Annotated in this window: 21 protein-coding genes; 14 read left to right on the forward strand and 7 right to left on the reverse strand. The window is 69.5% G+C overall.

Annotated elements, in window-relative coordinates; all coding sequences use genetic code 11:
* Positions 1-418: 418 nt before the first annotated feature.
* Positions 419-1,498 (reverse strand): Rossmann-fold NAD(P)-binding domain-containing protein, encoded by a 1,080-nt coding sequence (locus N1027_RS13640; RefSeq protein WP_259508682.1) that lies wholly within the window; start codon positions 1,496-1,498, stop codon positions 419-421.
* A gap of 127 nt (positions 1,499-1,625) precedes the next feature.
* Between N1027_RS13640 and N1027_RS13645 the strand changes: the two genes are divergently transcribed.
* Positions 1,626-2,078, forward strand: coding sequence for a hypothetical protein (locus N1027_RS13645; RefSeq protein ID WP_259508683.1), 453 nt, complete (start codon positions 1,626-1,628; stop codon positions 2,076-2,078).
* A 108-nt stretch (positions 2,079-2,186) separates the two neighbouring features.
* Here N1027_RS13645 and N1027_RS13650 read toward each other — a convergent pair whose 3' ends face one another.
* From N1027_RS13650 to N1027_RS13660, 3 genes are all read right to left on the reverse strand, one after another.
* On the reverse strand, positions 2,187-3,188 hold the full coding sequence (locus N1027_RS13650; protein WP_259508684.1) for a TetR/AcrR family transcriptional regulator: 1,002 nt from the start codon (positions 3,186-3,188) through the stop codon (positions 2,187-2,189).
* 63 nt (positions 3,189-3,251) lie between these two features.
* Positions 3,252-4,112 (reverse strand): ABC transporter permease, encoded by an 861-nt coding sequence (locus N1027_RS13655; RefSeq protein ID WP_259508685.1) that lies wholly within the window; start codon positions 4,110-4,112, stop codon positions 3,252-3,254.
* A complete protein-coding gene (locus N1027_RS13660) occupies positions 4,109-5,104 on the reverse strand; it encodes an ATP-binding cassette domain-containing protein (protein WP_259508686.1) in 996 nt (331 codons plus the stop codon). Before N1027_RS13660 ends, N1027_RS13655 begins: the two co-directional genes overlap by 4 nt.
* A gap of 154 nt (positions 5,105-5,258) precedes the next feature.
* Between N1027_RS13660 and N1027_RS13665 the strand changes: the two genes are divergently transcribed.
* The 8 genes from N1027_RS13665 (at position 5,259) to N1027_RS13700 (ending at position 13,204) form a co-directional block, all read left to right on the forward strand.
* A complete protein-coding gene (locus N1027_RS13665; protein ID WP_259508687.1) occupies positions 5,259-5,975 on the forward strand; it encodes a PhzF family phenazine biosynthesis protein in 717 nt (238 codons plus the stop codon).
* 229 nt (positions 5,976-6,204) lie between these two features.
* On the forward strand, positions 6,205-7,383 hold the full coding sequence (locus tag N1027_RS13670) for an inositol-3-phosphate synthase (protein WP_259508688.1): 1,179 nt from the start codon (positions 6,205-6,207) through the stop codon (positions 7,381-7,383).
* Positions 7,383-8,291 carry an SCO3242 family prenyltransferase gene (locus tag N1027_RS13675; protein WP_259508689.1) on the forward strand — a complete coding sequence of 303 codons (909 nt, stop codon included), beginning with the start codon at positions 7,383-7,385 and terminating at the stop codon, positions 8,289-8,291. Before N1027_RS13670 ends, N1027_RS13675 begins: the two co-directional genes overlap by 1 nt.
* On the forward strand, positions 8,288-9,160 hold the full coding sequence (locus N1027_RS13680) for a sugar phosphate isomerase/epimerase family protein (RefSeq protein WP_259508690.1): 873 nt from the start codon (positions 8,288-8,290) through the stop codon (positions 9,158-9,160). Before N1027_RS13675 ends, N1027_RS13680 begins: the two co-directional genes overlap by 4 nt.
* The gene (locus tag N1027_RS13685) at positions 9,157-9,774 is read left to right on the forward strand and encodes an EboA domain-containing protein (protein ID WP_259508691.1); all 618 of its coding nucleotides are present in this window, start codon (positions 9,157-9,159) and stop codon (positions 9,772-9,774) included. Before N1027_RS13680 ends, N1027_RS13685 begins: the two co-directional genes overlap by 4 nt.
* 4 nt (positions 9,775-9,778) lie before the next feature.
* Positions 9,779-10,672: a TatD family hydrolase gene (locus N1027_RS13690; protein WP_259508692.1), complete on the forward strand. Its 894-nt coding sequence runs from the start codon at positions 9,779-9,781 to the stop codon at positions 10,670-10,672.
* A 16-nt stretch (positions 10,673-10,688) separates the two neighbouring features.
* Positions 10,689-11,807 (forward strand): metabolite traffic protein EboE, encoded by a 1,119-nt coding sequence (gene eboE / locus N1027_RS13695; protein ID WP_259510394.1) that lies wholly within the window; start codon positions 10,689-10,691, stop codon positions 11,805-11,807.
* Positions 11,804-13,204 (forward strand): alkaline phosphatase family protein, encoded by a 1,401-nt coding sequence (locus tag N1027_RS13700; protein ID WP_259508693.1) that lies wholly within the window; start codon positions 11,804-11,806, stop codon positions 13,202-13,204. The genes eboE and N1027_RS13700 overlap by 4 nt, the downstream gene beginning before the upstream one ends.
* 14 nt (positions 13,205-13,218) lie before the next feature.
* On the opposite strand, the gene N1027_RS13705 is transcribed toward N1027_RS13700, so the two are convergent.
* Complete coding sequence (locus tag N1027_RS13705) at positions 13,219-14,745, reverse strand: MFS transporter (protein WP_259508694.1); 1,527 nt, start codon at positions 14,743-14,745, stop codon at positions 13,219-13,221.
* Between the two features lie 84 nt (positions 14,746-14,829).
* Here N1027_RS13705 and N1027_RS13710 point away from each other — a divergent pair, with 84 nt between their 5' ends.
* Positions 14,830-15,510, forward strand: a complete 681-nt coding sequence (locus N1027_RS13710; RefSeq protein WP_259508695.1) for a TetR/AcrR family transcriptional regulator — start codon at positions 14,830-14,832, stop codon at positions 15,508-15,510.
* Here the strand turns inward: N1027_RS13710 and N1027_RS13715 are convergent.
* Entirely contained in the window at positions 15,500-16,321 is an 822-nt protein-coding gene (locus tag N1027_RS13715; protein ID WP_259508696.1) for an SDR family NAD(P)-dependent oxidoreductase, read from the reverse strand. The genes N1027_RS13710 and N1027_RS13715 overlap by 11 nt on opposite strands.
* Positions 16,322-16,410: 89 nt before the next feature.
* On the opposite strand from N1027_RS13715, the gene N1027_RS13720 reads away from it, so the two are divergent.
* Positions 16,411-20,073, forward strand: coding sequence for a TM0106 family RecB-like putative nuclease (locus N1027_RS13720; RefSeq protein ID WP_259508697.1), 3,663 nt, complete (start codon positions 16,411-16,413; stop codon positions 20,071-20,073).
* Here N1027_RS13720 and N1027_RS13725 read toward each other — a convergent pair.
* Complete coding sequence (locus N1027_RS13725) at positions 20,033-20,323, reverse strand: hypothetical protein (protein ID WP_259508698.1); 291 nt, start codon at positions 20,321-20,323, stop codon at positions 20,033-20,035. The genes N1027_RS13720 and N1027_RS13725 overlap by 41 nt on opposite strands.
* Before the next feature lie 35 nt (positions 20,324-20,358).
* Between N1027_RS13725 and N1027_RS13730 the strand changes: the two genes are divergently transcribed.
* Genes N1027_RS13730 through N1027_RS13740 form a run of 3 tightly spaced genes read left to right on the forward strand, consistent with a single transcriptional unit; the run spans position 20,359 to position 24,370 of the window.
* Positions 20,359-20,850 carry an SRPBCC family protein gene (locus N1027_RS13730; RefSeq protein ID WP_259508699.1) on the forward strand — a complete coding sequence of 164 codons (492 nt, stop codon included), beginning with the start codon at positions 20,359-20,361 and terminating at the stop codon, positions 20,848-20,850.
* 12 nt (positions 20,851-20,862) lie between these two features.
* Positions 20,863-21,888, forward strand: coding sequence for an L-glyceraldehyde 3-phosphate reductase (gene mgrA / locus N1027_RS13735; protein ID WP_259508700.1), 1,026 nt, complete (start codon positions 20,863-20,865; stop codon positions 21,886-21,888).
* Positions 21,889-21,895: 7 nt separating this feature from the next.
* Complete coding sequence (locus N1027_RS13740) at positions 21,896-24,370, forward strand: GNAT family N-acetyltransferase (RefSeq protein ID WP_259508701.1); 2,475 nt, start codon at positions 21,896-21,898, stop codon at positions 24,368-24,370.
* The last annotated feature ends 22 nt before the right edge of the window (positions 24,371-24,392 follow it).

Below are 24,392 nucleotides of genomic sequence, written 5' to 3' on the forward strand. Positions count from 1 at the left end.
ATTCTGCCGGAGGGCCCGTGCTTCGCGCGGGCTCTCCGGGTCGCGCCGGTCCTTGCCCGGCGCGAGGCGACATGTTCGGCTGAGGTCGCTGACGCGGCCTCGGCCTCACCCTGGGTCGTTGAGCGCGGCCCGCGGCCTGCGGTCTCGTTCCCCACGACTTGGGAAACGAGAACGAAACGACGGAGGCGGCGCGGCTTTACGGGTGGAGGCTCCGTCGTTTCCGGGGTGGGGCCCGAAACTCCGTCGTTCCGCACACGAGCGCACGGCACGGCACGCAACAGGCCCTACTCAACGACCCAGGGTGACGGCGAGGCCGCGAAGCGACCTCACCGGAACACGTGGCGCGGCGCCGGGCAGGGACCGGCGCCGCCCGAGGACGCCGCGCGAAGCACGGCGCCCGAGGCAGCTAGCACAGCAGCTACCACCCCGCGAGCAGCGACTCTTCCCTCTCCACCGCCAGCCCCGGCGTCGGCCGGTCGGGGCGGAGCGGCGCGACACCGCCGATCGAGCGGAGCCAGGTCCAGGTGTCGAGCACCGTGTCGGCGAGGGGGCGGAAGCGCAGTCCGGCCGCGAGCGCTGCGGAGACGTCGCCGCGGTGCATCGCGTCGTGGTCGGGGCCGGTCGGCAGCCAGATCGGCAGCTCGGTCCAGGGCTCGATCCCGGCGGCGAGGATGCGGTCCTCCGGCACCCAGCGCAGCCGGGCATCCGAACCGGTCGCGGTGATGCAGGCGGTCAGCAGTTCGCCGAGGGTGTGCTGTCCGGCCGGCGTCACGACGTTGAAGGGCCCGGATGCGCCCTCGAGGCCGGCATCGAGCGCGAACTCCGCGAGGTCACGGGCGTCGACGTATTGGATGCCGGCGTCCGGATGCCCGGGCGCGAGCACGTCGCCGCCGCGCGCGATCCGCGTCAGCCACCAGGGAAGCCGCCCGATGTTCTCGTAGGGGCCGAGCACGAGACCGGGGCGCAGCAGGAGTGCCCGCTTGCCGAACACCTCCTGCAGCGCGAGTTCGGCCCCCGCCTTGCCGCGCGCGTAGTCGACCTCGAGCGCGGGCGGCACCCCGAAACCCGTGCCCGGGGTGCCGAGGTGGCGGCCGGCCGCCACGGCCTCGGCGTCGCCGTCGGACGGGTTCGCCGGCACGAGCGGCGCCGACTCGTCGGCACCTGCCGGCAGCGGATCGGCGTGCACCGAGCGGCTCGAGACGAGCGTGTAGCGATCGGCGAGCGGCGCCAGCGCCCGCGCGCTGTCGCGCACGGCGAAGGGCTCCCACGACCAGGTGTCGACCACGAGGTCCCACCGGCCGGCCCGGGATGCCTCGTCGAGCAGGCCCGCCAGGGCGCGACCACCTGGTTCCCGTCGATCGCCGATGACGGAGGTCACACCAGGCGCCGTCGGATGCGTGCCGCGGGTGAGCGTGGTCACGGCGGCACCGCGGGCGAGCGCGGCCTGCACGACGGCGGTGCCGACGAATTCGGTGCCGCCCAGCACGAGGATTCTCATGACCCGAGTCAACCGCACCGAGCCCGCCATGGCGACGCCGTCTGCTCGGAGCAGACGGTCACTTTCGTGCCCTAGTCTCGTTCGGAGAAGTCCGGGTGCCGTTTCGGCCAGCCTCCAGGAGACCCTCATGCGTTCGCGAACCCTCGCCCTCGCGATCCCCGCGCTCACCGTCGTCGCGGGTGCGCTCGTCGTCGCCGGGTGCACCGCGCATCCGACCGACGCGTATTCGAAGATCGCGCACCTCGACCAAGGCACCGTTCTCGCCAAGGGCGAGACGCCGCCCGTCGTTCCGGGAACCGATTCGGAGATCGTGCGCTCCTCGCTGCGGTTGCTCGCCGTGCACGACGAGACGGAGTTCTGGGTGGGTGTGACGCGCGACGACGACGTCTGCTTCATCGCGGAGGGCACCCTCTCCGGCGAGCAGACCGAGGCGAGCTGCGTCGACGCCGAGAGCTTCGGCCGCTACGGCGCGACCCTGCGGCTGGAGTCGCCGGAGCAGCGCGTGTGGCTGCACACCGAGTACATGACGGTGGGCACGAACTGGACCGAGATCTCGGCCAACATCGCCGTGCGCAGCTGACCTAGCTCTACCGCACCGACCGGGATCTCCGGACTTCTCCACGCGACGCGCCGACCTCGCCCGCAGGGCTCGGTGCTTCGCGTCTGGTTGGGAGAAGTCCGCGCCGGGTCAGGCGTCGCGGCGCTTCGCCGCCCGCTTCTCTTCGGCGGCGGCCTCCTTGGCGGCCACCTTGTCAGCTCGCGCCCGCGCCGCGACGAGCGCCTCGCGCTCACGCTTCAGCGCCTCACGCAGCTTCTGCTCCGCCTCGCGTCGGGCCTGGGCGGCCGCGCGCACCTTCTCGTCCTTCGGGTAGAAGTCACGGCGGTCGGCCGTCGCCCGGTCGAGGGGGGCCGGGTCATCCGGCGTGCCCTCCGACCGCCGCTGCAGGTGCTGCGCGATTCCGTCGAGGATGCGCTGCAGCCCGTACTCGAAATCGTCGAAGCCGTCGTCGTCGCGCTCCAGGTCGTCGAGGTAGGCACCCGAGGCGAAGACGGGACCGAGGTAGGGAAAGCGCTCCTCGGTGACGAGGGTGGCGAGCGCGGCGCCGTAGTTCGTGCCCGGCACCGCGGCCTGCGGCCCGGCCTGGGCAGTGGCCTGCCGGATGTCGCGCTCGAGGGTGCCGAAGGTGCGGCTGTAGCCGGTGGCGAGGAGGATCGTGGCCATCTTCTCGGTGTCGGAGAGGCCGGTGTCGCGGAGGCAGCGCAGCCCCCAGTCGACGATCCGCAGGTTGTTCGGGGTGATCGGCACGCCGCCGATCGGGATGTCGGCGTACCACGGATGCGCTCGGAAGACCGCCAGCGTCAGCGTCACCCACTCGTGCAGTTCGGCCCGCCAGTCGGAAACCCTGGGCTCCGGCGGCGTCGGGATGTCGAGCGCGGCATCCTGCATCAGCAGCAGCAGGTCGTCTTTGCTCGTGATGTAGCGGTAGAGCGACATCGTGGTGAAGCCGAGGGAGGTGGCGACCCGGTTCATCGAGACGGCGCCGATGCCCTCGGCGTCGGCCAGTTCGATGGCGGCCTCGACGATGCGCTCGATGCTCAGCTCGCGGCGCGGACCTTTGTGTGGCTGCTCGGCGACGCCCCAGGAGAGGGCGACCGCGTGCGGGAGGGCGACGTCGTCGAGATCGGTCATCGTGGTTCCCTCCCGCCGCGGCAGATGCGCCTGAGCTGTCATTCTAGGGGCGACTTCCCGGCCTCACTGGGAGGTGCGGCGACGGTACGCGAGCGTCGCGGTGAGGTAGCTCGCCACGAGCACGCCGACCAGCCAGGCGAGGGCTTCCCACAGTGACGCGCCGGGCTGCTGGCCGCTCAGCAGGGCGCGGAGGGTCTCGATGATCGGCGTGAAGGGCTGGTTCTCGGCGAAGCCGCGGAGCCATTCCGGCATGGTGTCGACCGGTACGAATCCGCTCGAGACGTAGGGCAGGAAGAGAAACACGAAGTTGATGCTCGCGGCGGCGTCGACGCTGAGGAACAGGCCTGCCGCAGAGGCGAGCCAGGTGAACGCGACGATGACGAGCGTGGCGAAGCCGAGCGCCCCCAGCCAGCCCAGCGCATCCGCCGTGGGCCGGAATCCGAGCAGCAGCGCGACTCCGACGACGGGGATGCAGGCCGCGAGGTTGCGCAGCACACTCGCCATCACGTGGCCGAAGAGCACTGCCGGTCCGAAGATCGGCAGGGTCTTGAAGCGGTCGAAGGTGCCGCTCGTGAGATCCTGCGCGACACCGATCGCGGTCGATGCCGAGCCGAAGCCGAGGCAGAGGATGAGCACGCCCGGCACGACGTAGTCGATGTACCTGCCGCCGTCGTCGATCGCTCCGCCGAACACCACGACGAACACGAGCATGATGGCCACCGGGATGGCGAAGGCGGTGACGAGGCTGTCGACACTGCGCACCGTGCGGCGGAGCTCCCGAGCCACCATCGCGCCGATGTCACTGAAGCCGCGCCCGAGGGCTGTGCCGTGCGCGGGGGCTCCGCGGAATCCGCCAGGACCCGAGGATGTCGCCGGGGCAAGAGCGCCGTCGGAGCGGGTCAGGGTAGGGGAGTAACTGGTCATGCTGCCACCTCGTTCGTCTGGTCGGTGCGGGTGTCGGTCTGGTCGCGGGTCTGGTCGTCGGCGCGCACGTGTCCGGTCAGGGCGAGGAAGACGTCGTCGAGCGATGGCTTCACGATGGTGATGTCGGCGACGTCGAGGCCGTGCGCCGATGCCCCGTCGAGCGCCTCTCGGATCGTGCGCACCGGGGTGTCGCTCGCGATCGCGATGCCGAATCCGTCGGTGTCGGCGGCGGCCTCGCCGAGCCCGGCGGCGATCGCGGTGCGGGCGTCGTCGGCGTTCCCGAACAGCACCTCCACCCGGCCCCCGCTCACCCGTGACTTCAACTCGTCGGCGGTGCCGGAGGCGATGACCCGGCCGTCGTCGAGCACGGCGACGTGGTCGGCCAGCTGGTCGGCTTCCTCGAGGTATTGCGTGGTGAGCAGGATCGTGGTGCCTGCGGCGGCCAGCGCACGCACGACCTCCCACATCTGCGCCCGACTTCGTGGGTCGAGCCCGGTGGTGGGTTCGTCGAGAAAGACGACGGGCGGCTCGGCGATCAGGCTGATGGCGAGGTCGAGGCGTCGCCGCATCCCCCCGGAGTAGGTGCCGGCGCGTCGGCCCGCGGCCTCCGTGAGGTCGAATTGCTGGAGCAGCTCGTCGGTGCGTCGGCGGGCGGCGCGACTGCCGAGGTGGGCCAGGCGCGACATCATCAGAAGGTTCTCGCGGCCGGTCTGGAACGCGTCGACCGAGGCGTACTGCCCGGTCAGGCTGATGACGCGGCGCACGCGCTCAGGATGCTTCGCGACGTCGATCCCGCCGATGATCGCTCGTCCGCGATCGGCTGCGACGAGGGTGGTGAGGATGTTGACGGTGGTGGTCTTGCCCGCGCCGTTGGGTCCGAGCAGGGCGAAGATCTCGCCCGCCGCGACGGCGAAGTCGACGCCTCGTAGCACGGCGTGCGCGCCGTACGACTTGGCAAGGCCGGTCACCTCGATGACAGGGTCGGTGCTCATGGTTTCTCCATTCGTTCTGTGTATGCCTTACACACGTGTACAAGATACACAGTGTGTATAGGGTACGCAATACCCTTCGAACGCAGCCTGAGAAGGCCACCGGATGCGATGCGGCGGCTTGAGGTGCACGCCGAGCGGCGCGCAGACTCGAACCATGGAATCGCAGCTCTCCGTCGACGTCGTGTCCGTTTTCACCGACGCGGAGGGAGGTCATGGCAATCCGCTCGGACTGCTGCGGTCGTCGGCCGAGACGCGTGGCCGCGAGCAGGAGATCGCCACGGCTCTCGGGTTCAGCGAGACGGTGTTCGTCGAGGAGATCGAGGAGGGGCCGGCGCCGCACGGGCGCAGCGCGCGCATCCGCATCTTCACCCCGGCGGCAGAATTGCCGTTCGCAGGGCATCCGTGTGTGGGCACGGCCTGGTGGCTGGCCCGGGCGGGCCTCCCGGTCTGCGCGCTCCGGGTGACGGCGGGCGATGTGGCGGTGCGGTACGACGGCGAGCTCACCTGGATCACCGGCCGCGCATCCTGGGCGCCGGAATTCACCTGGCATCCGCTGGCGACGCCGGCCGAGGTCGATGCCCTCGACCCGGCCGACTTCGGTGAGGGCAAGCACTACTTCTGGGCGTGGGTCGACGAGGGGTCGGGCCACCTGAGGTCGCGGATGTTCGCGCCCGCAATGGGCATCGCCGAAGACGAGGCCACCGGTGCTGCGGCCGTACGCATCACGGCGCAGCTGGGCCGTGACCTCGCGATCGATCAGGGTGCCGGTTCACGCATCCTCACCCGTCGTCTCGGTGGCGACGACATCGCCGTCGGTGGACGCACGGTCGAGGCGCCCTCCGTCACCGTCGACCTCACCCCGACGCACTGAGCCGCGGATGTGATGACACCCGGACGACATTTGTTCTGGAGTAGCAAGAAATAGACGATTCTGCAAGTGGCTCGACCCGTCTATAGCAGCGAACTCAGCTCAATGGGCGGGCGTCAAAGGCCGCGGAGTGGTTTGTTTTGACGCCCCGCAAAATATCGTCTACGGTCGGGAGAGCCGACGAGATCGGCTTGTGTGCGATGACGGACACCGAGGATGGAGCAGTTCGACGATGAATGGTGTTTCTGGCAAGGGAACGGGCCTGTGGCTCGTCGGTGCACGTGGAAGCGTGGCCACAACTACGGCGGTGGGAATTGCCGCCCTGAGCCGCAACCTGGCGGGGCCCGTCGGCCTCACCACCGCGAGCGAGGACTTCGCCGGTGTGCCCCTCGCGGCATTCGGTGACATCGTCATCGGCGGACACGATGTCGGCACCACTCCGCTTGCCGAGAAGGCGCTCGCGCTGAGCGCTGCCGGCATGATTGACGGCGCGCTCGTCGCTGCTGTCTCCGACGACCTCACGGCCTTCGACCCCAACATCCTCCCGGTGCCCTCCGCTCCCACCCAGCAGGGCGAGATCGAGGCGCGCGCCCTGGACATCCTCGACTTCAAGGCCAAATTCGACCTCGCACACGTTGTCGTGATCGACGTGTCATCCACCGAACCGCTGCCCGCCTACCGCAGCGAGTTCGAGGATCGTGCCCTGCTCGAGGCATCCCTCGCGACCCCCGGGGTGACTGTGCTCCCGCCGAGCTCGATCGGCGCCCTCGCGGCTGTGCAGGCCGGGGCCGCCTACGCGTGCTTCACACCCTCGACGTCGCTCAATCTGCCCGTGCTGTGGCAGTGGGCGACGGATGCCGGAATCCCCTTCGCCGGACAGGACGGCAAGACGGGCGAGACCCTGCTGCGCACGGTGCTCGCCCCGATGTTCACCTCACGCGGTATGAAGGTTCGCTCGTGGGCGGGGACCAACCTCCTCGGTGGCGGCGACGGTTCAACCCTGGCGGACCCTGAGGCGGTGCGTTCCAAGCTCGCGTCGAAGAATCGCGGCCTCCACGCCCTTCTCGGCAACGACGTCGTCGCCCCGCTGCACATCGACCACGTTCCCGACCTCGGTGACATCAAGACCGCGTGGGACCACGTGAGCGCTGAGGGTTTCCTCGGTAGCCGCGTCCTCCTTCAGACCACGTGGAGTGCCTACGACTCGATGCTCGCGGCGCCCCTCGTGATCGACCTCGCGCGCCTGCTCTCTCTCGCGCAGGCGACCGGCGAGTCAGGCCCGATGGGCGCGGTCGGCTGCTTCTTCAAGGACCCCTGGGGCAGTGACGTCCACGCGTTCGCCGAGCAGTCGAAGGTGCTTGTGGAGTGGGCACAGCGCGTAGCGACGCGCCTGCCGGTCGGTACCCCGTAATGCCCCTGAGTGACTACCGGGAACTCGTGCGCGCCCCGGCGGCTTTCTCGGTGCTCGGTGACGCGATCGTGGGCGCCAGCTGGGCCGGTCGCCCCCTGCATGGTCGCGCGCTCGGCATCCCCGTGGCCTCGGTGCTCCTGTACTGGGCAGGCATGGCGCTCAACGACCTGGCCGATGCCGACCTCGACGCGGTCGAACGGCCCGAACGCCCTATTCCCTCTGGTCGCATCACGCGCCGTGCGGCGGGGATCACCGCTGCCGTGCTCGCCGCGGGCGGGATCGCCGCGGCTGGCATCTTCGGTGGCCGCCGCTCCGTGGCCATCGCCGTGCCGCTGACGGCAGCTATCGCCACATACAACCTCGCCGCCAAGAATGGCCCATTCGGGCCCGTGGTGATGGCGGCCTGCCGCGGACTCGATGTGCTGATGGGCGCAGGTTCCGACCGGATGCTCGCCGCAGCGCCCGCCGCAGCGATAGTGGCAGGGCATACCGCCAATGTCACCGTGCTCTCCCGCGGTGAGGTGCACGGATCGACAAGTCGCGCCGTCGCGGGATCGGTTGCCGCCACGGCTGCCGTCGCTCTGGCCACGGTCGCCGTGCCGGCTCCGGCCGCCGCTGCACCCGACGCGTCACTCGGCCGCACCGCCGGCGCCGTCGCAACCGCACGCTTCGGCGTCACCGTCGGGCTGCCGCAGTCGGCGGCTGCTGCTGAGCCGACCGCGGGCACCATTCGCACGGCGACGCGAGCCGGCATCATGGGCATGATTCCCCTGCAGGCAAGTCTCGCAGCGCGTGCCGGTAACCTCGTCGCCGCGATCGCGATCGCGGGCCTGGATCTCGTACTCGAATCCCGCGCCGCCCGCGCTCGTTCTGCCCGGCAAGGTCAGGAGGGGGGCTCGATCACGTGATCGCCCCGCTCCCCATCCTCGGCTATGGCACCAACGGCTTCACCGACCACACCCTCTCCGACACCCTCGACGTGCTGTCGGGCTACGGGTACGGCGCCGTAGCGCTCACACTCGGGCACCCGCACTTCGATCCCTTCGGCGACGACTGGGAAGCCCGAGCTCGGGAGCTGCGCGACGATCTCGCCGAGCGTGGCATGCGTGTGGTCGTGGAGACCGGCGCGCGATACCTGCTCGACAAGCACGTGAAGCACCGCCCGACCCTCGTCGATGTCGACGCCGGCCGGCGCATGACCTTCCTCGCCCGCGCGATCGAGATCGCGGAGGTACTCGGTGCCGACTGCGTCTCGATGTGGTCCGGGGTCACGCCTGACGGGATGTCCGACACCGAGGCGTGGCGACTCCTGGTGGAGCGCACGGCCGACGTCGTGGCCCTCGCGTCCGTGCGTGGCGTGCGACTGGGCTTCGAGCCGGAGCCTGGCATGCGCGTCGAGACGGTCAGCGACGCGCTCGCCCTACGGTCGGAGCTCGGCGACCCCGACGCGTTCGGCATCACCGTCGACCTCGGGCACTGCGTCGCGGTGGAACCCGGCGGTGTCGCCGAAGCACTGCGCCAGGCGGGAGACCTGCTCGTCAACGTGCAGGTCGACGACATGATGCCCGGTGTCCACGAGCACCTCGAGCTCGGCACCGGTCAGCTCGATGTCGATCTCGCGTTTCGAACGCTGAGCGAGATCGGGTACACCGGAGTTGCTGCGATCGAGCTCCCGCGGGATTCGCACGCCGCACCCCGACTGGCCAAGGAGAGCATCGCGAGGATGCAGCAGGCTCTCGACGCCATCACCCACGATGTTGTGAGGAGTGCACGATGACAGCAGAGGAGTGGATGGCCCGAGCGCGCGAGGCCGTGCGCGAGAAGCCGACGGCAGCCCTCCGCTGGCTTGCTCAGGCCGGCATCGGAGTCGGTCGCGACCTCGTGGACGAGGCATCCGACCCCCACGGCCAGATCCTCGGCACGACGGCGGATGCCGCGCGCGCAGAGCTCATCGCCGTGCTGGCCGAGGCGCAGACCCCGCAGGAATTCGCGGTCTCCGTCGAGACGCTCTACGCCCAGGGAGACAACGATGTGAAGCGCGGTGTACTGCGCGGCCTGAACCTGCTCACCGAGCGGGGTGCACTCCCCGACGAGACCGTGACCGCGGGAGTCGCGTTGGTTCACGACGCCTTGCGCGCGAACGATCCGCGGCTCGTGGCATCCGGAATGGGCGCCTTCGCCGGCGCGCACCTCGACCAGGACACCTGGCGCCAGGGCGTCATCAAGCTCGTCTTCATGGACGTGCCGTTCTCGGCAGTAGCCCGGCTCGACGAGCGCCGCGACGCGGAACTCGGACGCATGGCCCGCGACCTCGTGCGCGAGCGCAGCTCCGCCGGTCGCGTCATCACCACAGACCTCGGCACTCTCGCCGAGCCGATCGCGAAGGGATAGCGCGATGCGCATCTTCGACCCCCACGTCCACATGTCCGCCCGGACGACGGATGACTACGAGGCCATGTACGCGGCTGGCGTTCGCGCCGTCGTCGAGCCGGCGTTCTGGCTCGGACAGCCGCGTACGGGCGTGACGTCGTTCGTCGACTACTTCGACCTCATCACCGGGTGGGAGCGTTTCCGCGCGTCGCAGTTCGGCATCCGTCACCACGCGACGATCGGGCTGAACCCCAAGGAGGCCAACGATCCGCGCTGCCGTGAGGTGATGGCCGAGCTGCCCCGGTTCCTCGTGCGCGAATCGGTTGTCGCGATCGGCGAGACCGGCTACGACTCGATGACCGCCGCGGAGCAGGACGTGTTCGAGGAGCACATGTCGCTCGCGCTCGAGTACGAACTGCCCGTGCTCGTGCACACGCCACACCGCGACAAGCTCTCCGGCACGCAGCGCACTCTCGACGTCGTCGCGGCCTCCGGAGTTGCTCCCGAGCTCGTCGTGGTCGACCACCTCAACGAGCTGACCGTCGACATCGTTGCCGACAGCGGATGCTGGATGGGCTTTTCGATCTACCCGGACACCAAGATGGACGAACAGCGCATGGTCGCGATCCTCCAGCGCATCGGCACTGACCGCATCCTCATCAACTCGGCGGCGGACTGGGGCCGTTCCGACGTGCTCAAGACGCTCAAGACCGGCGAACTCATGCTCGAGTCCGGGTTCACCGAGGCCGACGTCGACCGCGTGCTGTGGCAGAACCCGATCGACTTCTACAGCCAGAGCGGACGCGTGGATGTCACGCCCCTCCCCGGGTTCGAGGCCTTCATCGCCCCACCGCTGTTCGAGGGCAACTCGGTGCAGCGCGGCGCTCCCGCGACGACGCCGGATGCGGTCCGGGCATGAATCGGGTACAGCCGTGATGCACCTGTCGTACTGCACCAACGTGCATCCCGCCGAGGACCTCGACGGCGTGATCGCCCAGCTCAGGGAGTTCGCAGGCCCGGCGAGGCGACAGGCGGGGTTCGACACCCTCGGCGTCGGCCTGTGGCTGCCGGCGCAACTCGCGCACGAGTTGGCCACCGATGAGTCCGCACGCGATCGACTGCGCGCCGTGCTCGACGAGCAGGGTCTCGAGGTGCGCACGCTCAACGCCTTCCCCTACGCGGCCTTCCACGCCGAGGTCGTCAAGCTCGACGTCTACCTGCCGGACTGGACCGACCCGCGGCGGCTCGAGTACACGATCGATGCCGCGCGTGCGCTTGCTGCCATGCTGCCCGCGCGGGCAGACGGCAGTATCTCGACCCTGCCCCTCGGCTGGCGTACCGGTTGGGGGCCCGAGCAGGATGCCGCAGCCACCGAGGCGTTCGCGGTGCTCGTTGCCGCCCTCCGACAGATCCACGACACGACCGGTCACACGATCCGCATCGCTATCGAGCCGGAGCCCGGGTGCATCCTCGACAACGTCGCGGACATCGTCGACTGGCTCTCCGCGCGCACGGATGTCATCGACCCCGAGTTCGTGGGAGTGTGCCTCGACACCTGCCACCTGGCTGTTTCCTTTGCCGATCCCGTCGCCGCTGTTGCTGCCATTCACGACGCCGGGCTCACGGTCGTGAAGATCCAAGCCTCGGCCGCTCTCGAGGTTCTGACGCCGGCCGACCCCGCGTCGCGCGAGGCGATCGCCGCCTTCGCCGAGCCGCGCTACGTGCACCAGGTTCGCGAGAACCAGGGCGACCGGATACTGCGCGTCGATGACCTCGACGAGGCTCTCGCGACGCTCCCGGCCGATGGCCCGTGGCGCGTGCACTTCCACGTGCCTCTGCAGATGGTTCCGGATGCCCCGCTCTCGGCAACCACGGATGTGCTGCTCTCAGCAGTCGACGCCGTCGTCAGCTCCCGCCCGGAACACGATGTGCACGTCGACGTCGAAACCTACACCTGGTCGGTGCTGCCCGAGCCGCCGGCGGACCTCGCAGCGGGCATCGCGAGCGAGCTCCTCTGGGCACAGCGCGAACTGATGGGAACCCGAACAGAATGACCACTCGCCCGATCCTTCTTCTCGACATCGTCGGACTCACCGCCCCGATCCTGAAGAACATGCCGCGCCTCGCGGCCCTCGCGAGCAAGGGTGCACAGGCGAGCCTCGGCACGGTGCTGCCCGCGGTGACGTGTTCTGTGCAGTCGAGCATCCTGACCGGCACGATGCCCTCCGAGCACGGCATCGTCGGCAACGGCTGGTACTTCAAGGGGCTCGGCGACATCTACCTGTGGCGCCAGCACAACAAGCTCGTGCACGGCGAGAAGATCTGGGAGACCGCTCGGCGCACGCAGCCGGGTTACCTCGCGGCCAATGTCGGCTGGTGGTACGCGATGGGTGCGACGACGGATGTCACGATCACCCCTCGCCCCATCTACCACGCGGACGGCCGCAAGTCCGCTGACGACTACGTAAGACCGCCCGCCCTGCACGACGACCTCGAGAAGCGGCTCGGCGTGTTCCCGTTGTTCCAGTACTGGGGGCCGACTGCCACGATCACGTCGTCACAGTGGATGATCGACGCGACCCGGTACATCCTCGAGGGTGGCGGCACCGGCGGGGCGGTGCCCGAGCTCACGATGACCTACCTCCCTCACCTCGACTACGACCTGCAGCGCTTCGATCCTGAAGGCCCGGAAGCCGCGAAGGCGGCAGCAGAGTTGGACGCCGCGCTCACGCCGCTCCTCGACCAGGCCGAGGCCCAGGGCGTGACCGTCGTCGCCCTCGCGGAGTACGGTCTTTCGGCGGCCACCAAGCCCGTCGACATCAACCGCGCTCTGCGCCGCGCGGGCCTCCTGGAGGTCTACGTGCAGCAGGGCCTCGAGCAGCTGGACCCGTGGACGTCCCGCGCCTTCGCCGTTGCCGACCACCAGATCGCTCACGTCTACGTGGACGACCCCGAGGACATCCCCGCCGTCCGCGCAATCCTCGAGGCGCTCGACGGAGTGGACGAGGTGCTCGACCGCGAGGGACAGGCTCGCTACGGTCTCGACCACGAGCGTGCCGGCGACCTGGTCGCCGTCGCCGAGCCCGGTGCCTGGTTCACCTACTACTTCTGGCTGGACGACGCGAAGGCGCCGGAGTATGCGCGGGGTGTCGATATCCACCGCAAGCCCGGCTACGACCCGTCCGAGCTCTTCTTCAACCCGTCTGACCCGCTCGTGAAGGTGAAGGCTGCGGCCAACCTCGCGAAGAAGGCCGTCGGCCTGCGCTACGCGATGAACGCGATCTCCCTCGACCCGTCGATCGTCAAGGGCACCCACGGGCGCCTCCCGAGCGGCCCGGCGGACACCCCGATCATCCTGTCGTCAGACCCGACGTTTCTAGTGGGCGAGGGCGACACGGTCCCGGCAACGTCGGTGAAGGGTCTGATCCTGAAGGCGCAGGGCCTGAGGTAAGCCGTTTCGGGTGGCTAGTGGGCGATCACCGGCTCGGGGGCGGCATCCGTCGCGGCCGCGGCGGGGGAGTGCGAGAGCGAGAGCCCCTGCCCCTTGCGGCGGAACAAGAGGGCAGCCAGCACCGCGCCGAACGCGAAGAAGCCGGCGCCCCACCAATACGCGGTGGAGTAGCTGGCGATGGCGGCGTCGGCCGCCACCTGGGCGGTGGCCGGCCCGTTCGAGGCGATGAAGTCGGCTGCGGCGGTGGCCGCGAGCGTGTTGAGCAGGGCCGTGCCGATCGACCCGCCCACCTGCTGGCTGGTGTTGACCATCGCCGAGGCGACGCCGGCGAATTGCCGGTCGACGCCGAGCGTCGCGGTCTGCATCGCAGCCGGCATGATCGACCCCATGCCGAACCCGAGGATCATCAGGGGCGGCAGGATGTCGGCCGCGTAGACGCTGTCGAGGTTGAGGTGGGTGAGGTAGATCATGCCCGACATCGCCACCAGCATGCCGAAGGGCACCATGATCTTCGGCCCGAAGCGGGGCACGAAGATGTTGGTCGAGAGCTGCGCCGCGAGCACGAGCATGCCGATCATCGGCAGGAACGACAGACCCGTCTGGATGGGGGAGTACCCGAGTGACGCCTGCAGGTAGTAGGTCACGAACAGGAAGATGCCGAACATTCCCGCGCCCGCGATCAACACGGAGCTGTAGGCCGCGCCGCGGTTGCGGTCGAGCACGATGGAGAGCGGGAGCAACGGATGCGCCGCGCGGCGCTGCCAGAGCACGAAGGCGATCAGCAACACGCCGCTCGCGGCAAGGAACCCCCAGGTCAGCGGCGAATCCCAACCGTCGGTCTCGGCGTTCGAGAAACCGTAGACCAGCGAGAACAGGGCGCCGGAGACGAACAGGGTGCCCGGGATGTCGAGCTTCGGCCGCGGCCCGGTGCGCGTGAGGCTCGTGACGAGGATGGCCGCACCGATGACCGCGACCACGGCGATGACGACGTTGATGTACAGGTTCCAGCGCCAGTCGAACGCCTCGGTGAGGAAACCGCCGAGCAGGAGGCCCACCGCTCCACCCGCGCCTGCGATGGCGCCGAAGACGCCGAAGGCGCGGGCGCGCTCCTTCGGGATGGTGAAGGTGGTGGTCAGCACGGCCAAGGCGGTCGGCGCGAGCAGGGCGCCGAAAGCCCCCTGCAGGGCGCGCGCGGCGACCAGCGTGCCGAAGCTGTCGGCGGCGCCACCGAGGGCGGAGGCGACGGCGAACCCGATCAGTCCGATGATGAAGGTGCGCTTGCGGCCGATCAGGTCGGAGAGGCGCCCGCCGAGCAGCAGCAGGCTGGCGAAGGCGAGGGAGTAGGCGGTGATGATCCACTGACGGTCGCCGTCGGAGAACCCGAGGTCGGCTTGAGCGGCGGGGAGGGCGATGTTCACGACGGTGGCGTCGAGCACCACCATGAGCTGCGCGAGGGCGACGGTGACCAGGGTCCACCAGCGGCGGCTGGAGACCGTGGGAGCGCCGACGGGAGCGGCGTTGTCGGAAGGATTCTGAGGCATGAGGAAGACTATATACGGTACTGGGCAGTTTCGGATCTATTCGGTCTAGAATTAACCCGAACGTCAGGAAAGGAGATCGCCGCAATGACGCAGAACGATTTCGACGACGCATCCGAGGCCACCGCATCCGCTGCCCCCTCGCCGGAGGTGCCCGAGCAGGTCAAGCTCGGCCGCAAGCGCGACCACACGCGCGATCCCGAGATCCTGGAGGCCGCACTCGACGTGCTGGCCGAAGAGGGGTACGACGGGATGACCATCGACATGGTGGCCGCCCGTGCCAAGGCCGGAAAGGCGACGCTCTACCGTCGCTGGGCCTCGAAGGGCGAGCTCGTGGTCGACGCCGTGGCCTGCATGAAGAAGAACGACCTGCAGCCCGATCGGCTGCCCGACACGGGCACTCTCCGCGGCGACCTCGTCGGCATGATCAAGCAGCGGTCGATCGCCGATGCTGAGCGCAAACTCCAGATCATGGGCGGTCTGATGTCGGTGCTCTCGCGCTCACCCGAGATGTCGGAGGTGATCCACGCCGCCATCATCGAACCCCGCGTCGAGGCGAACCGGGTCCTCCTGCGCCGGGCGCTCGACCGTGGTGAGATCGCACCGGACTGCGACATCGACACACTGGCTCTGGTGTCGCCCTCGATGGCGTCGTATCGCACACTGGTGCTGAAGAAGCCGGTCGACCGCGAATTCCTGATCTCGGTGATCGACGGTGTCATCCTGCCGGCGGCGGGCATCCGATCGCCGTCGTCTGCTACCGCCTGACCATCGCCGAACTGCGGTCCCAGAGCGCCGCGGCCAAGGCCGGATCGTCGACGCCCTTCTTCAGGCGCGCCGGTTTGCGTTTCGCGAAGTAGCCGCCGCTCGGCCAGTCGAGATCGGGGGTGGTGGTGGCGAGCCACACCAGTGTGTCGGCGCCCTTGGCGGGCGAGAGGATGACGCGGTTGAGCACCGAGCCGTACATCACTCGCAATCCGCTCTGCGATCCGGCTGAGAAGCTGGTGGCCACCACCCCGGGGTGGAATGCGGCCGAAGAGATGCCCCGATCGTGGAAGCGCTTGTGCAGTTCCCGGGTGAACAGGATGTTCTCGAGCTTGGCGTTGCCGTACGCGAGTTCGGGTCGGTAACGGCGCCGGGATTCGAGGTCGTCGATGTCGAAGTCGCTGTAGAGGCGGTGCGCGACGCTGGAGGTGGCGATGACCGTGGCCCGGCTCTCGGCCAGCCGGTCGGCCAGCAGCATGGTGAGCAGGAACGGCGCCAGGTGGTTCACCTGGAAGGTCTTCTCGTGGCCGTCGACGGTTCCTTCCCGCGGCCCCATCAGGCCACCGGCGTTGTTGGCGAGCACGTCGATGCGCGGGTAGCGGGCGAGCAACTGCCCGGCCAGCTCGCGCACGTCGTCGAGGCGGGCGAAGTCGGCGGTGAACGAGGCCGCGCCGAGCTCGGCGGCCACCGCGGCCGTCTTGTCGGCCGAGCGTCCGATAACGACGACCTCCTCGCCCTGGCGGGAGAGTTCGCGCGCCGCGGCGGCTCCGATCCCGTCGCTCGCCCCGGTGATCACGACCGTCCTGCCCGCCATGGTCTGAGACTAGCCCGACTCCCCCGTGTCGGTGGCCGCGACTAGCCTGATGGTGACCTCGAACGGAGGTCGGGCAAGAAGGAGAGCGGATGATCGTCGCCGGCGGAGCAGAGCACCCCCAGACGGTGCTCTACAGCGCCACCGACCTCACCGCTGCCGCGAAATGCGAGTTCGCGTTGGTGCGCCGGCTCGACGCGAAGCTCGGTCGCATCCCACCGGTCGCCGATGGTGCCGACGCGATGCTCGAACGCGCGGCCCGGTTGGGTGACGCGCACGAGGAGCGCGCACTCGAGGCATTCCGGCGGCGGTTCGGGACTTTCGACGGCGTCTCGCCCGCTGGCGTCGCCGAGATCGAGCGGCCCGAACGCACCACCCCCGAGGCGCTGCTCGCGCGGCAGGATGACACGGTCGCGGCCCTGCGCCGCGGTGCCGACGTGGTGTTCCAGGGCACCTTCTTCGACGGCCGATTCCTCGGCTTCGCCGACTTCCTCGTGCGGGTTCCGGATGCGGCCGGTGCGGCGGGCGCATCCACCCCGGTGTACGAGGTCTACGACACGAAACTGGCCCGGCATGCGAAGGTCACCGCGCTGCTGCAGGTGGCCGCCTACGCCGACCAGCTGGAGCGACTCGCTGTGCCCGTCGGTGCGCAGGTGCATCTGCTGCTCGGAGACGGATCGACCTCGACGCACGAGCTGCGCGACATCCTGCCGGTCTACCGCGACCGACGCGCGCGCTTGGAGGCGCTGCTCGACGAGCGGTTGACGGCGCCGCCGGTCGAGTGGGGCGACCCCCGTTACACCATCTGCGGCCGCTGCGAGGTGTGCGCTCCCGAGGTGGAGGCGCATCGCGATCTGCTGCTGGTGGCGGGCATCCGCATCACCCAGCGAACGCGGTTGCGGGATGCCGGCATCACCACGATCGATCAACTCGCCGAATCGGAGGGGCAGGTGGCCGACCTGCCCGAGTCGACCCTCGAAGCACTGCGCGACCAGGCGCGCATGCAGGTCGCCGGGCGCGCGGGCTTGGCGTACCGGGTCTACGATCCGAACGGGTTGGCCGGACTGCCCGTGCCCGATCCCGGCGACATCTTCTTCGACTTCGAGGGCGACCCGCTCTACTCCGAGAACGCCGGCCCCGACTGGGGGCTCGACTACCTGTTCGGGGTGGTCGAGCACGCGCCCGCGACCCGTGGTGGCGCCGGCATCGGCGAGACCGTCTTCCGTCCGTTCTGGGCGCACGATCACGCCGAAGAGAAGGAGGCCCTGCGGGCCTTCCTCGACTATGCGACCGAGCGCCTCCGCGAGCATCCGGGCATGCACATCTACCACTACGCCAATTACGAGCGGGCCCACCTGCAGTCGCTCACCGCCCGGCACGGCGTCGGCGAGGAGCAGCTCGACGAACTGCTCCGCCGCAACGTGCTGGTCGATCTCTATCCCGTGGTGAAGAAGAGCATCCGGGTGAGCTCGCCGTCGTACAGCCTGAAGAAGCTCGAGCCGCTCTACATGGCCGAGCTCTACCGCAACAGCGAGGTCACCAACGCGGCCGATTCGATCATCGCCTACGTCGACTACGTCGAGCTGCGCGAACGGGGACGAACGGATGCGTCGGCCGCACTCGCCGCCGAAGCCCAGTTGCACGAGATCGCCGACTACAACGAGTACGACTGCGTCTCGACCCTGCGACTGCGTGACTGGCTGCTCGCGCGAGGTGCCGAGAACGGGGTGACCCCGGCAGCCGACGAAGCGCTCTTCGCGGCGAGCGACCTCACGCTCGATGGCGTGGCCGGCGCGTTCGCCGCAACGCCGCCACCCGCGAACGCGGTGGAGGCGGCCGCCCCCTTCGAACCGAGTGCCCTGCACAAGGCGCTCAGCGCGCGGCTCGACCATGCCGACCCCGCCCACCGCACGGCCGACGAGACGGCGATCGCCCTCGCCGCCGCGGCCATCGACTATCACCGCCGCGAAGACAAGTCGTTCTGGTGGGAGCATTTCAACCGGCTCGACCAGCCGGTCGAGGAATGGGCCGACACGCGCGACGTGCTGGTGGTCACGGCTGGCGTCGTGGAGACGGATTGGTACCGCAGGCCCGGTCAGCGCACCGATCGGCGCGAGGTGCGCCTGCGAGGGCAGCTCGCGCCCGGAAGCCGGCTCGAACCGGGGGAGACCGGGCGGTTCTTCGTCTACGACCCGCCGCATCCGTGGCCGTCGCCGCGTTCTCGGGTGAGCGACCGCGTGGCGCACTCGCGCACGTCGCTCCTCGACGTGATCGTTCTGCCGAACGGCGTGACCCAGTATCTCTTCGAGGAGCGTCAGACCATGAACGGCGTCGGCTACTCGGCGCTGCCGGTGGCCATCACGCCCTCAGCACCTCCGAAGACGACCTCGTTGCAGATCGCGATCGCGGAGTGGGGGCAGCAGCTCGCCGATGCGCTGCCGGGCTTCCCGGCCGATGCGGCGCTCGACCTGCTGCGCCGCCGACCGCCGCGGCGGAGCGACGGGCGAGCGCTCGAGCCCGTGCGCGAAGGCGCGCGCGGGGCGATCGACGGCATCCGCGACTCCTTGCTGGCGCTCGACGACTCCTACCTCGCCGTTCAAGGCCCGCCCGGCACAGGCAAGACCTATACCGGTGCGCGTGTCGTCGCCGACCTGGTGAATCGGCACGGTTGGACGGTGGGGGTCGTGGCCCAGTCGCACGCCGTGGTCGAGAACATGCTCGACGCGATCGTGGCGGCGGGCGTGGCACCGGATGCGGTGGGCAAGGCGAGCGAGTCGCCCGACGTGTCGTTCACCCGGCTGCAGCGAGACGGGCTCGGTTCCTTTCTCGGGCGGGCGCGGGCCGCCGGTTCCGGTTCGGTCATCGGCGGAACGGCGTGGGACTTCACGAACACGGGCCGCGTCGACCGCCGCCAGCTCGACCTGCTCGTCGTCGACGAGGCCGGACAGTACTCGCTCGCCAACACCATCGCCGTGAGCGTCGCCGCCCGCAACCTGCTGCTGCTCGGCGACCCGCAGCAGCTTCCGCAGGTGACACAGGGCACGCATCCCGAACCCGTCGACACCTCGGCGCTCGGCTGGCTGACCGAAGGGCACGACGTGCTCCCGGCGGAGCTCGGCTACTTCCTCGATGTGAGCTGGCGGATGCACCCGGCCGTCTGCGAACCGGTCAGCCTGCTCTCCTACGAGGGGGAGCTGCACGCCAAGCTCCCGGCGACCACCGATCGCTCGCTCGCGGGGGTCGCGCCCGGTCTGCACCTGCATCCGGTGATGCATCACGGCAACTCGACGGAGTCGGTCGAAGAGGCCGAGAGGGTGACGGAGATCGTGCGGGGGCTGATCGGAAGGGAATGGAGCGACCCGGCCGACACCGGAGCGCGTGCCCTCACCGAGACCGACGTCATCGTCGTCGCCGCGTACAACGCTCAGGTCGAACGATTGCGGGCCGTGCTGACGGCCGCAGGGCTGCCCGACGTGCCAGTGGGCACGGTCGACAAGTTCCAGGGGCGCGAAGCGGCCGTGGCCATCGTGTCGCTCGCCGCATCATCCGCCACGGATGTTCCGCGCGGCATCGGCTTTCTGCTCATGAAGAACCGCCTCAACGTCGCGGTGTCCCGCGCGAAATGGGCGGCCTACCTGGTGTTCTCACCCGAACTGGGTGACCACTTGCCGGTGAATGCGGCCGATCTGGCCACCCTTTCGGCGTTCTTGCGCCTTACGCGAGAGGCTCCCAGCGCCCCTGAACCTGCCGGGTGACCTGCCAGGCGATCGGCTCCGCCGAGACCCGTGCTCCGTCGATGCCCTGCTCGGCGATCAGGTAGGCGGCTTCGTCGGTGTCGGCGGTGAAGCGCACGGTGACGCGCGGCGATCCGCCCACGACAGCGATGTCCGACGCCTCGACGGTGGTGAAGTCGGCGATGGCCTGGGTGAGGGTCGGAAGTACCTCTTCGGGGCGCACGCCCAGTTCGAGGGTTCCGACGATCATGATGACACGGTAGGAGGGCATGGTCCCAGCGTAGGGGGAAGGCATACGGTGGGCAGATGGAGCTCGTCGAATTCCGTGTCGAGGGGGAGGCTCCCGTTTCGGCGCGACTGGCCTTCAGCCGGGTGGTGCCGCGCGACGACCGCACGCTGTTCCGTGGCTACCTCCGGGTACTCCCCGCCGTGGTCGACGTCTCCGACCAGACCGGGCCGTGGAACCATCCCGGCGAGCAGCGCACGGTGCACCTCTCCGACGGCGGCGAGTTCCGCGAGGAACTCGTGCGCTTCGCGCCCCCCGACGACCCGGATGCGACGGGACTGTTCGAATACCGTGTCACCGGATTCACGAAGGCGCTCAGCCGGCTGGTGTCCGACGCCTATTCGAGCTGGCATTTCGAACCCAGCCCGGGTGGATCGGTCATTCGGTGGAGCTACGGCTTCCGGCCCCTGCCGCGCCGGCGCTTCGTGGTCGAGCGGGTGATCGGTCCGATCTGGCGCCGCTACATGCACCGCTCGATGAAGGAATGCGTGCGCGTCGCGGCTGGTGCGTGAAATCATCGGACGATGAGCTATCTCGCATCCGACGACCGTTACTCGACGTTCCCGTACCGCCGCACCGGCCGGAGCGGATTGCTGCTCCCCGCGGTGTCGCTCGGCCTCTGGCAGAACTTCGGCGACGCGACTCCGCTCGACACGCAGCGAGCCATCCTGCGCCGTGCCTTCGATCGCGGGGTGACCCACTTCGATCTGGCGAACAACTACGGCCCGCCCTACGGCAGCGCCGAGACGAATTTCGGCCGCATCTTCTCCCAGGACTTCCGGCCCTATCGCGACGAACTCGTGATCTCGAGCAAGGCCGGCTACGACATGTGGCCCGGTCCCTACGGCGATCACGGCTCCCGCAAGTACCTACTGGCCTCTCTCGACCAGTCGCTGGCGCGGATGGGTCTGGACTACGTCGACATCTTCTACTCGCACCGGGCCGATCCCGACACGCCTCTCGAAGAGACGATGGGCGCGCTGCACACAGCGGTGCAATCGGGTCGGGCGCTCTACGCCGGCATCTCGTCGTATTCGCCGGAGCGCACCGTCGAGGCGGCGCGCATCCTGGGCGATCTCGGCACTCCGCTGCTCATCCACCAGCCTTCGTACTCGATGTTCAACCGCTGGATCGAAGAAGGATTGCTCGACACGCTGGAAGACCTGGGGGTGGGGTGCATCGCCTTCTCGCCGTTGGCGCAAGGACTCCTCACCAAGAAGTACCTGGGCGGAATCCCCGCCGAGTCTCGGGCGGCGCGCGAGGGGTCGATGTCACAGCGGATGCTCTCCGACGAGACGCTGGCCCGCGTGCGTTCCCTCGACGAGATCGCCTCGAGCCGCGGTCAGTCGCTCGCGCAGCTGGCGCTGTCGTGGGCGCTGCGCGACGAGCGGGTGACCTCGGTGCTGATCGGCGCCTCCTCGGTCGAGCAGCTCGACGACAACCTCGACGCCACGAACGACCTGGCATTCGACGCGGCCGAACTGGCGCGCATCGACGAGTTCGCAGTGGATGCGGGTATCAATCTCTGGCAGTCCTCCAGCGCGGTCTGAGCGCCGGATGACCGCGGTGCTCCTCACCGGGTCGCGGGCGCCCGCCACCCTCGACCTCGCGCGCCGTTTTGCGGAGGAGGGTGCCTTCGTCGTCGTCGCCGACAGCGAGCCGACGCTCACCTCGGCATCGCGGGCCGTGGGAGCCGCCTACCGAGTGCCCTCGGCGCGGTTTCGGCCGTGGGAGTTCGCGGAGGCCGTCGCGGGAATCGCCCGACGCCACGCGGTCGACCTCGTGGTGCCGACCTGCGAGGAGACGTTCTGGCTCGCCGCTGCCGTCGACGGCGCGTCGGCGGGCCTGCTCTCCGAATTGCATCTTTCCGAATTGCGCCCCCGGCTGTTCGCCCCGTCGATTGACACGTTGCGGCGCCTGCACGACAAGGCGGCCTTCGCCCGGGTGCTCGACGAGATCGGGGCGAGCCGTCCGGCGACCGAAGTGATCGACTCGCGCATCGCGTGGCGACGGCGGGCGGCGGCCCGGGCCGCGCATCCCGAAGCCGCCTTGGTGGTCAAGCCGGCCTTCTCGCGTTTCGGAAGTCGCACCCGCTTCGTCGGCCCGGGCGAGCCGTTGCCCGCAATCGATCGGATCACCCGCGATGAGGCCTGGCTCATTCAGGAGCGGCTCGCCGGCGCCGAGTTCTGCAGTTACGCCGTCGCCGTGGAGGGGCGGGTGACGGCATTCGTCGCCTACCGGCCGGTGTGGCGTGCCGGTGCGGGAGCCGGTGTGGCCTTCGAACGCCTGGACGCCTCGGTGGGGCCGGGAGCGGAGGCGCGCGCGATCGCCGAGCTACTCGCTGCCCACCTCTCGCTCACCGGCCAGTTCGGGCTCGACCTGATGGCGACGCCGGCCGGGGTGCGAGTGCTGGAATGCAATCCCCGGGCGACCAGCGGCGTGCATCTCTTCGCGCACGGCGACGGACTGGCCGGTGCGTTCTCGGGAGTCGCCGCCCACCCGCCGAGTCTCGCGTCGGCGCGGCTCGCGATCCCGCACGCGATGTACGCCGTGGCGGGCATGAAGCGACCCGCCGACGTCGCGAGCTGGGTGGCGCAATTACGGTCACCGGATGCGCTCCGGCCGCCGGGCGATCGCGTTCCGATGGCGACGCTCCTGCGCTCGGTGGCCGTGCAGTGGAGAACGTCGCGACGGGCACGGGTGGGGCTGACCGAGGCCTCGACGTACGACCTCGAGTGGAACGGAGAACTCGTTCCGGGCCGTTCCGGCGCGGTGCCGTCGAGGTTCGCCGCCGCCGAGCCGTCGGCTCCGCCGTCGAGGTTCGTGACCGACGACTCGGCCGCTGCGACGTCGCGGAGCTGTCAACCGTCAGCGGATGGCGTTCACAGCGGAGCGATGGCAGCCTTCGTCGATGGCGTGCGTGCAGCGGGTGGCACCGCCGCCTTGGTCGCGAACGTCGACGTCGAGATGGGGAGCACCGAGGTCGGGGGAGAGGTTCTCCCGGTGACGAGTCCTGCTCGGCGGCGCCCGGGCGCGTCACCCGCGAGTGGACCACCGAGCTACGTCGTGTCGCCGTTCACCCACTACGTGCACTACGCCCGCGAAGAACTGGGCGAACTGCCGTCGCCTGCGCTGCGAGTCGTCGCTCGCCTGACGCTCGGTGCCCTGAGCGCTGTGCTGCGCGCCGGCCGGGTCGACGAGGTCGTGATGGTGGGCAACGCCTTGCTCTCCACAAACCTCCTGCCCGATCCCGAGGAGCGCGCCGTCGTCGAGGTGACCGCACGGCTCGTCGCGGAGCATCCGGGTCGTGCGATCGCCTGGCGCAGTGTGCACGGTCGGGGGAGTCAGTTGCCCGAGACGCTTCGGCGCGCGGGCTACCGGCTCATCCCCTCGCGGAGTGTGCTCTTCGCGGCCACCCGCGACACGGAATGGTCGACCCTCCGCGACGTCAAGCGCGACCGCGCCCTCCTCGAGGGCTCCGGGTTCACGGTTCGCCGCCTCACGGCACGCGATGCCCGCCCGCCGACGCCGGCTACCGCTGCCACCCCGCCGCCACCCGACCCCGTCCACACCCGTATCGCCGAGCTCTACCGGCAGCTCTACATCGCGAAGTACTCCACCTCGAATCCGCAGTACACGGCTGAGTTCGTCGCCCTCGCTCAGCACACCGGGCTGCTCGAATTCACGCTGCTCGAACGCGACGGCCGAATCGTGGGCGTGTTCGGCTCCCGAGTGGCCCACGGTTTGCTCACCGCGCCGCTCGTGGGCTACGACACATCCGTCCCGCAAGAGATCGGCCTCTACCGGATGCTGAGCTACCTGATCGCCCGCAACGCCCACGACGAAGGCGTCGACCTGCACAACTCCAGCGGCGTCGCCGACTTCAAGCGCAACCGGGGAGGGGAGCCCGAACTCGAGTACACCGCGGTCTCCACCCAGCACCTGCCCGCGCGGCAGCGTGCCGCCTGGGCCGTGCTCGACGCCGTCGTGAACCGACTCGCCGTGCCGATGGTCACTCGTCACCACCTCTGAGCGGTACAGCGCAAACACCACC

The sequence above is a fragment of the Herbiconiux aconitum genome, from assembly GCF_024979235.1.
In the GTDB taxonomy this organism is placed as follows: Bacteria; Actinomycetota; Actinomycetes; order Actinomycetales; family Microbacteriaceae; genus Herbiconiux; species Herbiconiux aconitum.

What these genes read in the sequence shown, in the direction of transcription:
- N1027_RS13640 (WP_259508682.1), bottom strand. Translation starts at nt 1,498, where the DNA reads ATGAGAATCCTCGTGCTGGGCGGCACCGAATTCGTCGGCACCGCCGTC.
- N1027_RS13645 (WP_259508683.1), top strand. Translation starts at nt 1,626, where the DNA reads ATGCGTTCGCGAACCCTCGCCCTCGCGATCCCCGCGCTCACCGTCGTC.
- N1027_RS13650 (WP_259508684.1), bottom strand. Translation starts at nt 3,188, where the DNA reads ATGACCGATCTCGACGACGTCGCCCTCCCGCACGCGGTCGCCCTCTCC.
- N1027_RS13655 (WP_259508685.1), bottom strand. Translation starts at nt 4,112, where the DNA reads ATGACCAGTTACTCCCCTACCCTGACCCGCTCCGACGGCGCTCTTGCC.
- N1027_RS13660 (WP_259508686.1), bottom strand. Translation starts at nt 5,104, where the DNA reads ATGAGCACCGACCCTGTCATCGAGGTGACCGGCCTTGCCAAGTCGTAC.
- N1027_RS13665 (WP_259508687.1), top strand. Translation starts at nt 5,259, where the DNA reads ATGGAATCGCAGCTCTCCGTCGACGTCGTGTCCGTTTTCACCGACGCG.
- N1027_RS13670 (WP_259508688.1), top strand. Translation starts at nt 6,205, where the DNA reads ATGAATGGTGTTTCTGGCAAGGGAACGGGCCTGTGGCTCGTCGGTGCA.
- N1027_RS13675 (WP_259508689.1), top strand. Translation starts at nt 7,383, where the DNA reads ATGCCCCTGAGTGACTACCGGGAACTCGTGCGCGCCCCGGCGGCTTTC.
- N1027_RS13685 (WP_259508691.1), top strand. Translation starts at nt 9,157, where the DNA reads ATGACAGCAGAGGAGTGGATGGCCCGAGCGCGCGAGGCCGTGCGCGAG.
- N1027_RS13690 (WP_259508692.1), top strand. Translation starts at nt 9,779, where the DNA reads ATGCGCATCTTCGACCCCCACGTCCACATGTCCGCCCGGACGACGGAT.
- eboE (WP_259510394.1), top strand. Translation starts at nt 10,689, where the DNA reads ATGCACCTGTCGTACTGCACCAACGTGCATCCCGCCGAGGACCTCGAC.
- N1027_RS13700 (WP_259508693.1), top strand. Translation starts at nt 11,804, where the DNA reads ATGACCACTCGCCCGATCCTTCTTCTCGACATCGTCGGACTCACCGCC.
- N1027_RS13705 (WP_259508694.1), bottom strand. Translation starts at nt 14,745, where the DNA reads ATGCCTCAGAATCCTTCCGACAACGCCGCTCCCGTCGGCGCTCCCACG.
- N1027_RS13710 (WP_259508695.1), top strand. Translation starts at nt 14,830, where the DNA reads ATGACGCAGAACGATTTCGACGACGCATCCGAGGCCACCGCATCCGCT.
- N1027_RS13715 (WP_259508696.1), bottom strand. Translation starts at nt 16,321, where the DNA reads ATGGCGGGCAGGACGGTCGTGATCACCGGGGCGAGCGACGGGATCGGA.
- N1027_RS13720 (WP_259508697.1), top strand. Translation starts at nt 16,411, where the DNA reads ATGATCGTCGCCGGCGGAGCAGAGCACCCCCAGACGGTGCTCTACAGC.
- N1027_RS13725 (WP_259508698.1), bottom strand. Translation starts at nt 20,323, where the DNA reads ATGCCCTCCTACCGTGTCATCATGATCGTCGGAACCCTCGAACTGGGC.
- N1027_RS13730 (WP_259508699.1), top strand. Translation starts at nt 20,359, where the DNA reads ATGGAGCTCGTCGAATTCCGTGTCGAGGGGGAGGCTCCCGTTTCGGCG.
- mgrA (WP_259508700.1), top strand. Translation starts at nt 20,863, where the DNA reads ATGAGCTATCTCGCATCCGACGACCGTTACTCGACGTTCCCGTACCGC.
- N1027_RS13740 (WP_259508701.1), top strand. Translation starts at nt 21,896, where the DNA reads ATGACCGCGGTGCTCCTCACCGGGTCGCGGGCGCCCGCCACCCTCGAC.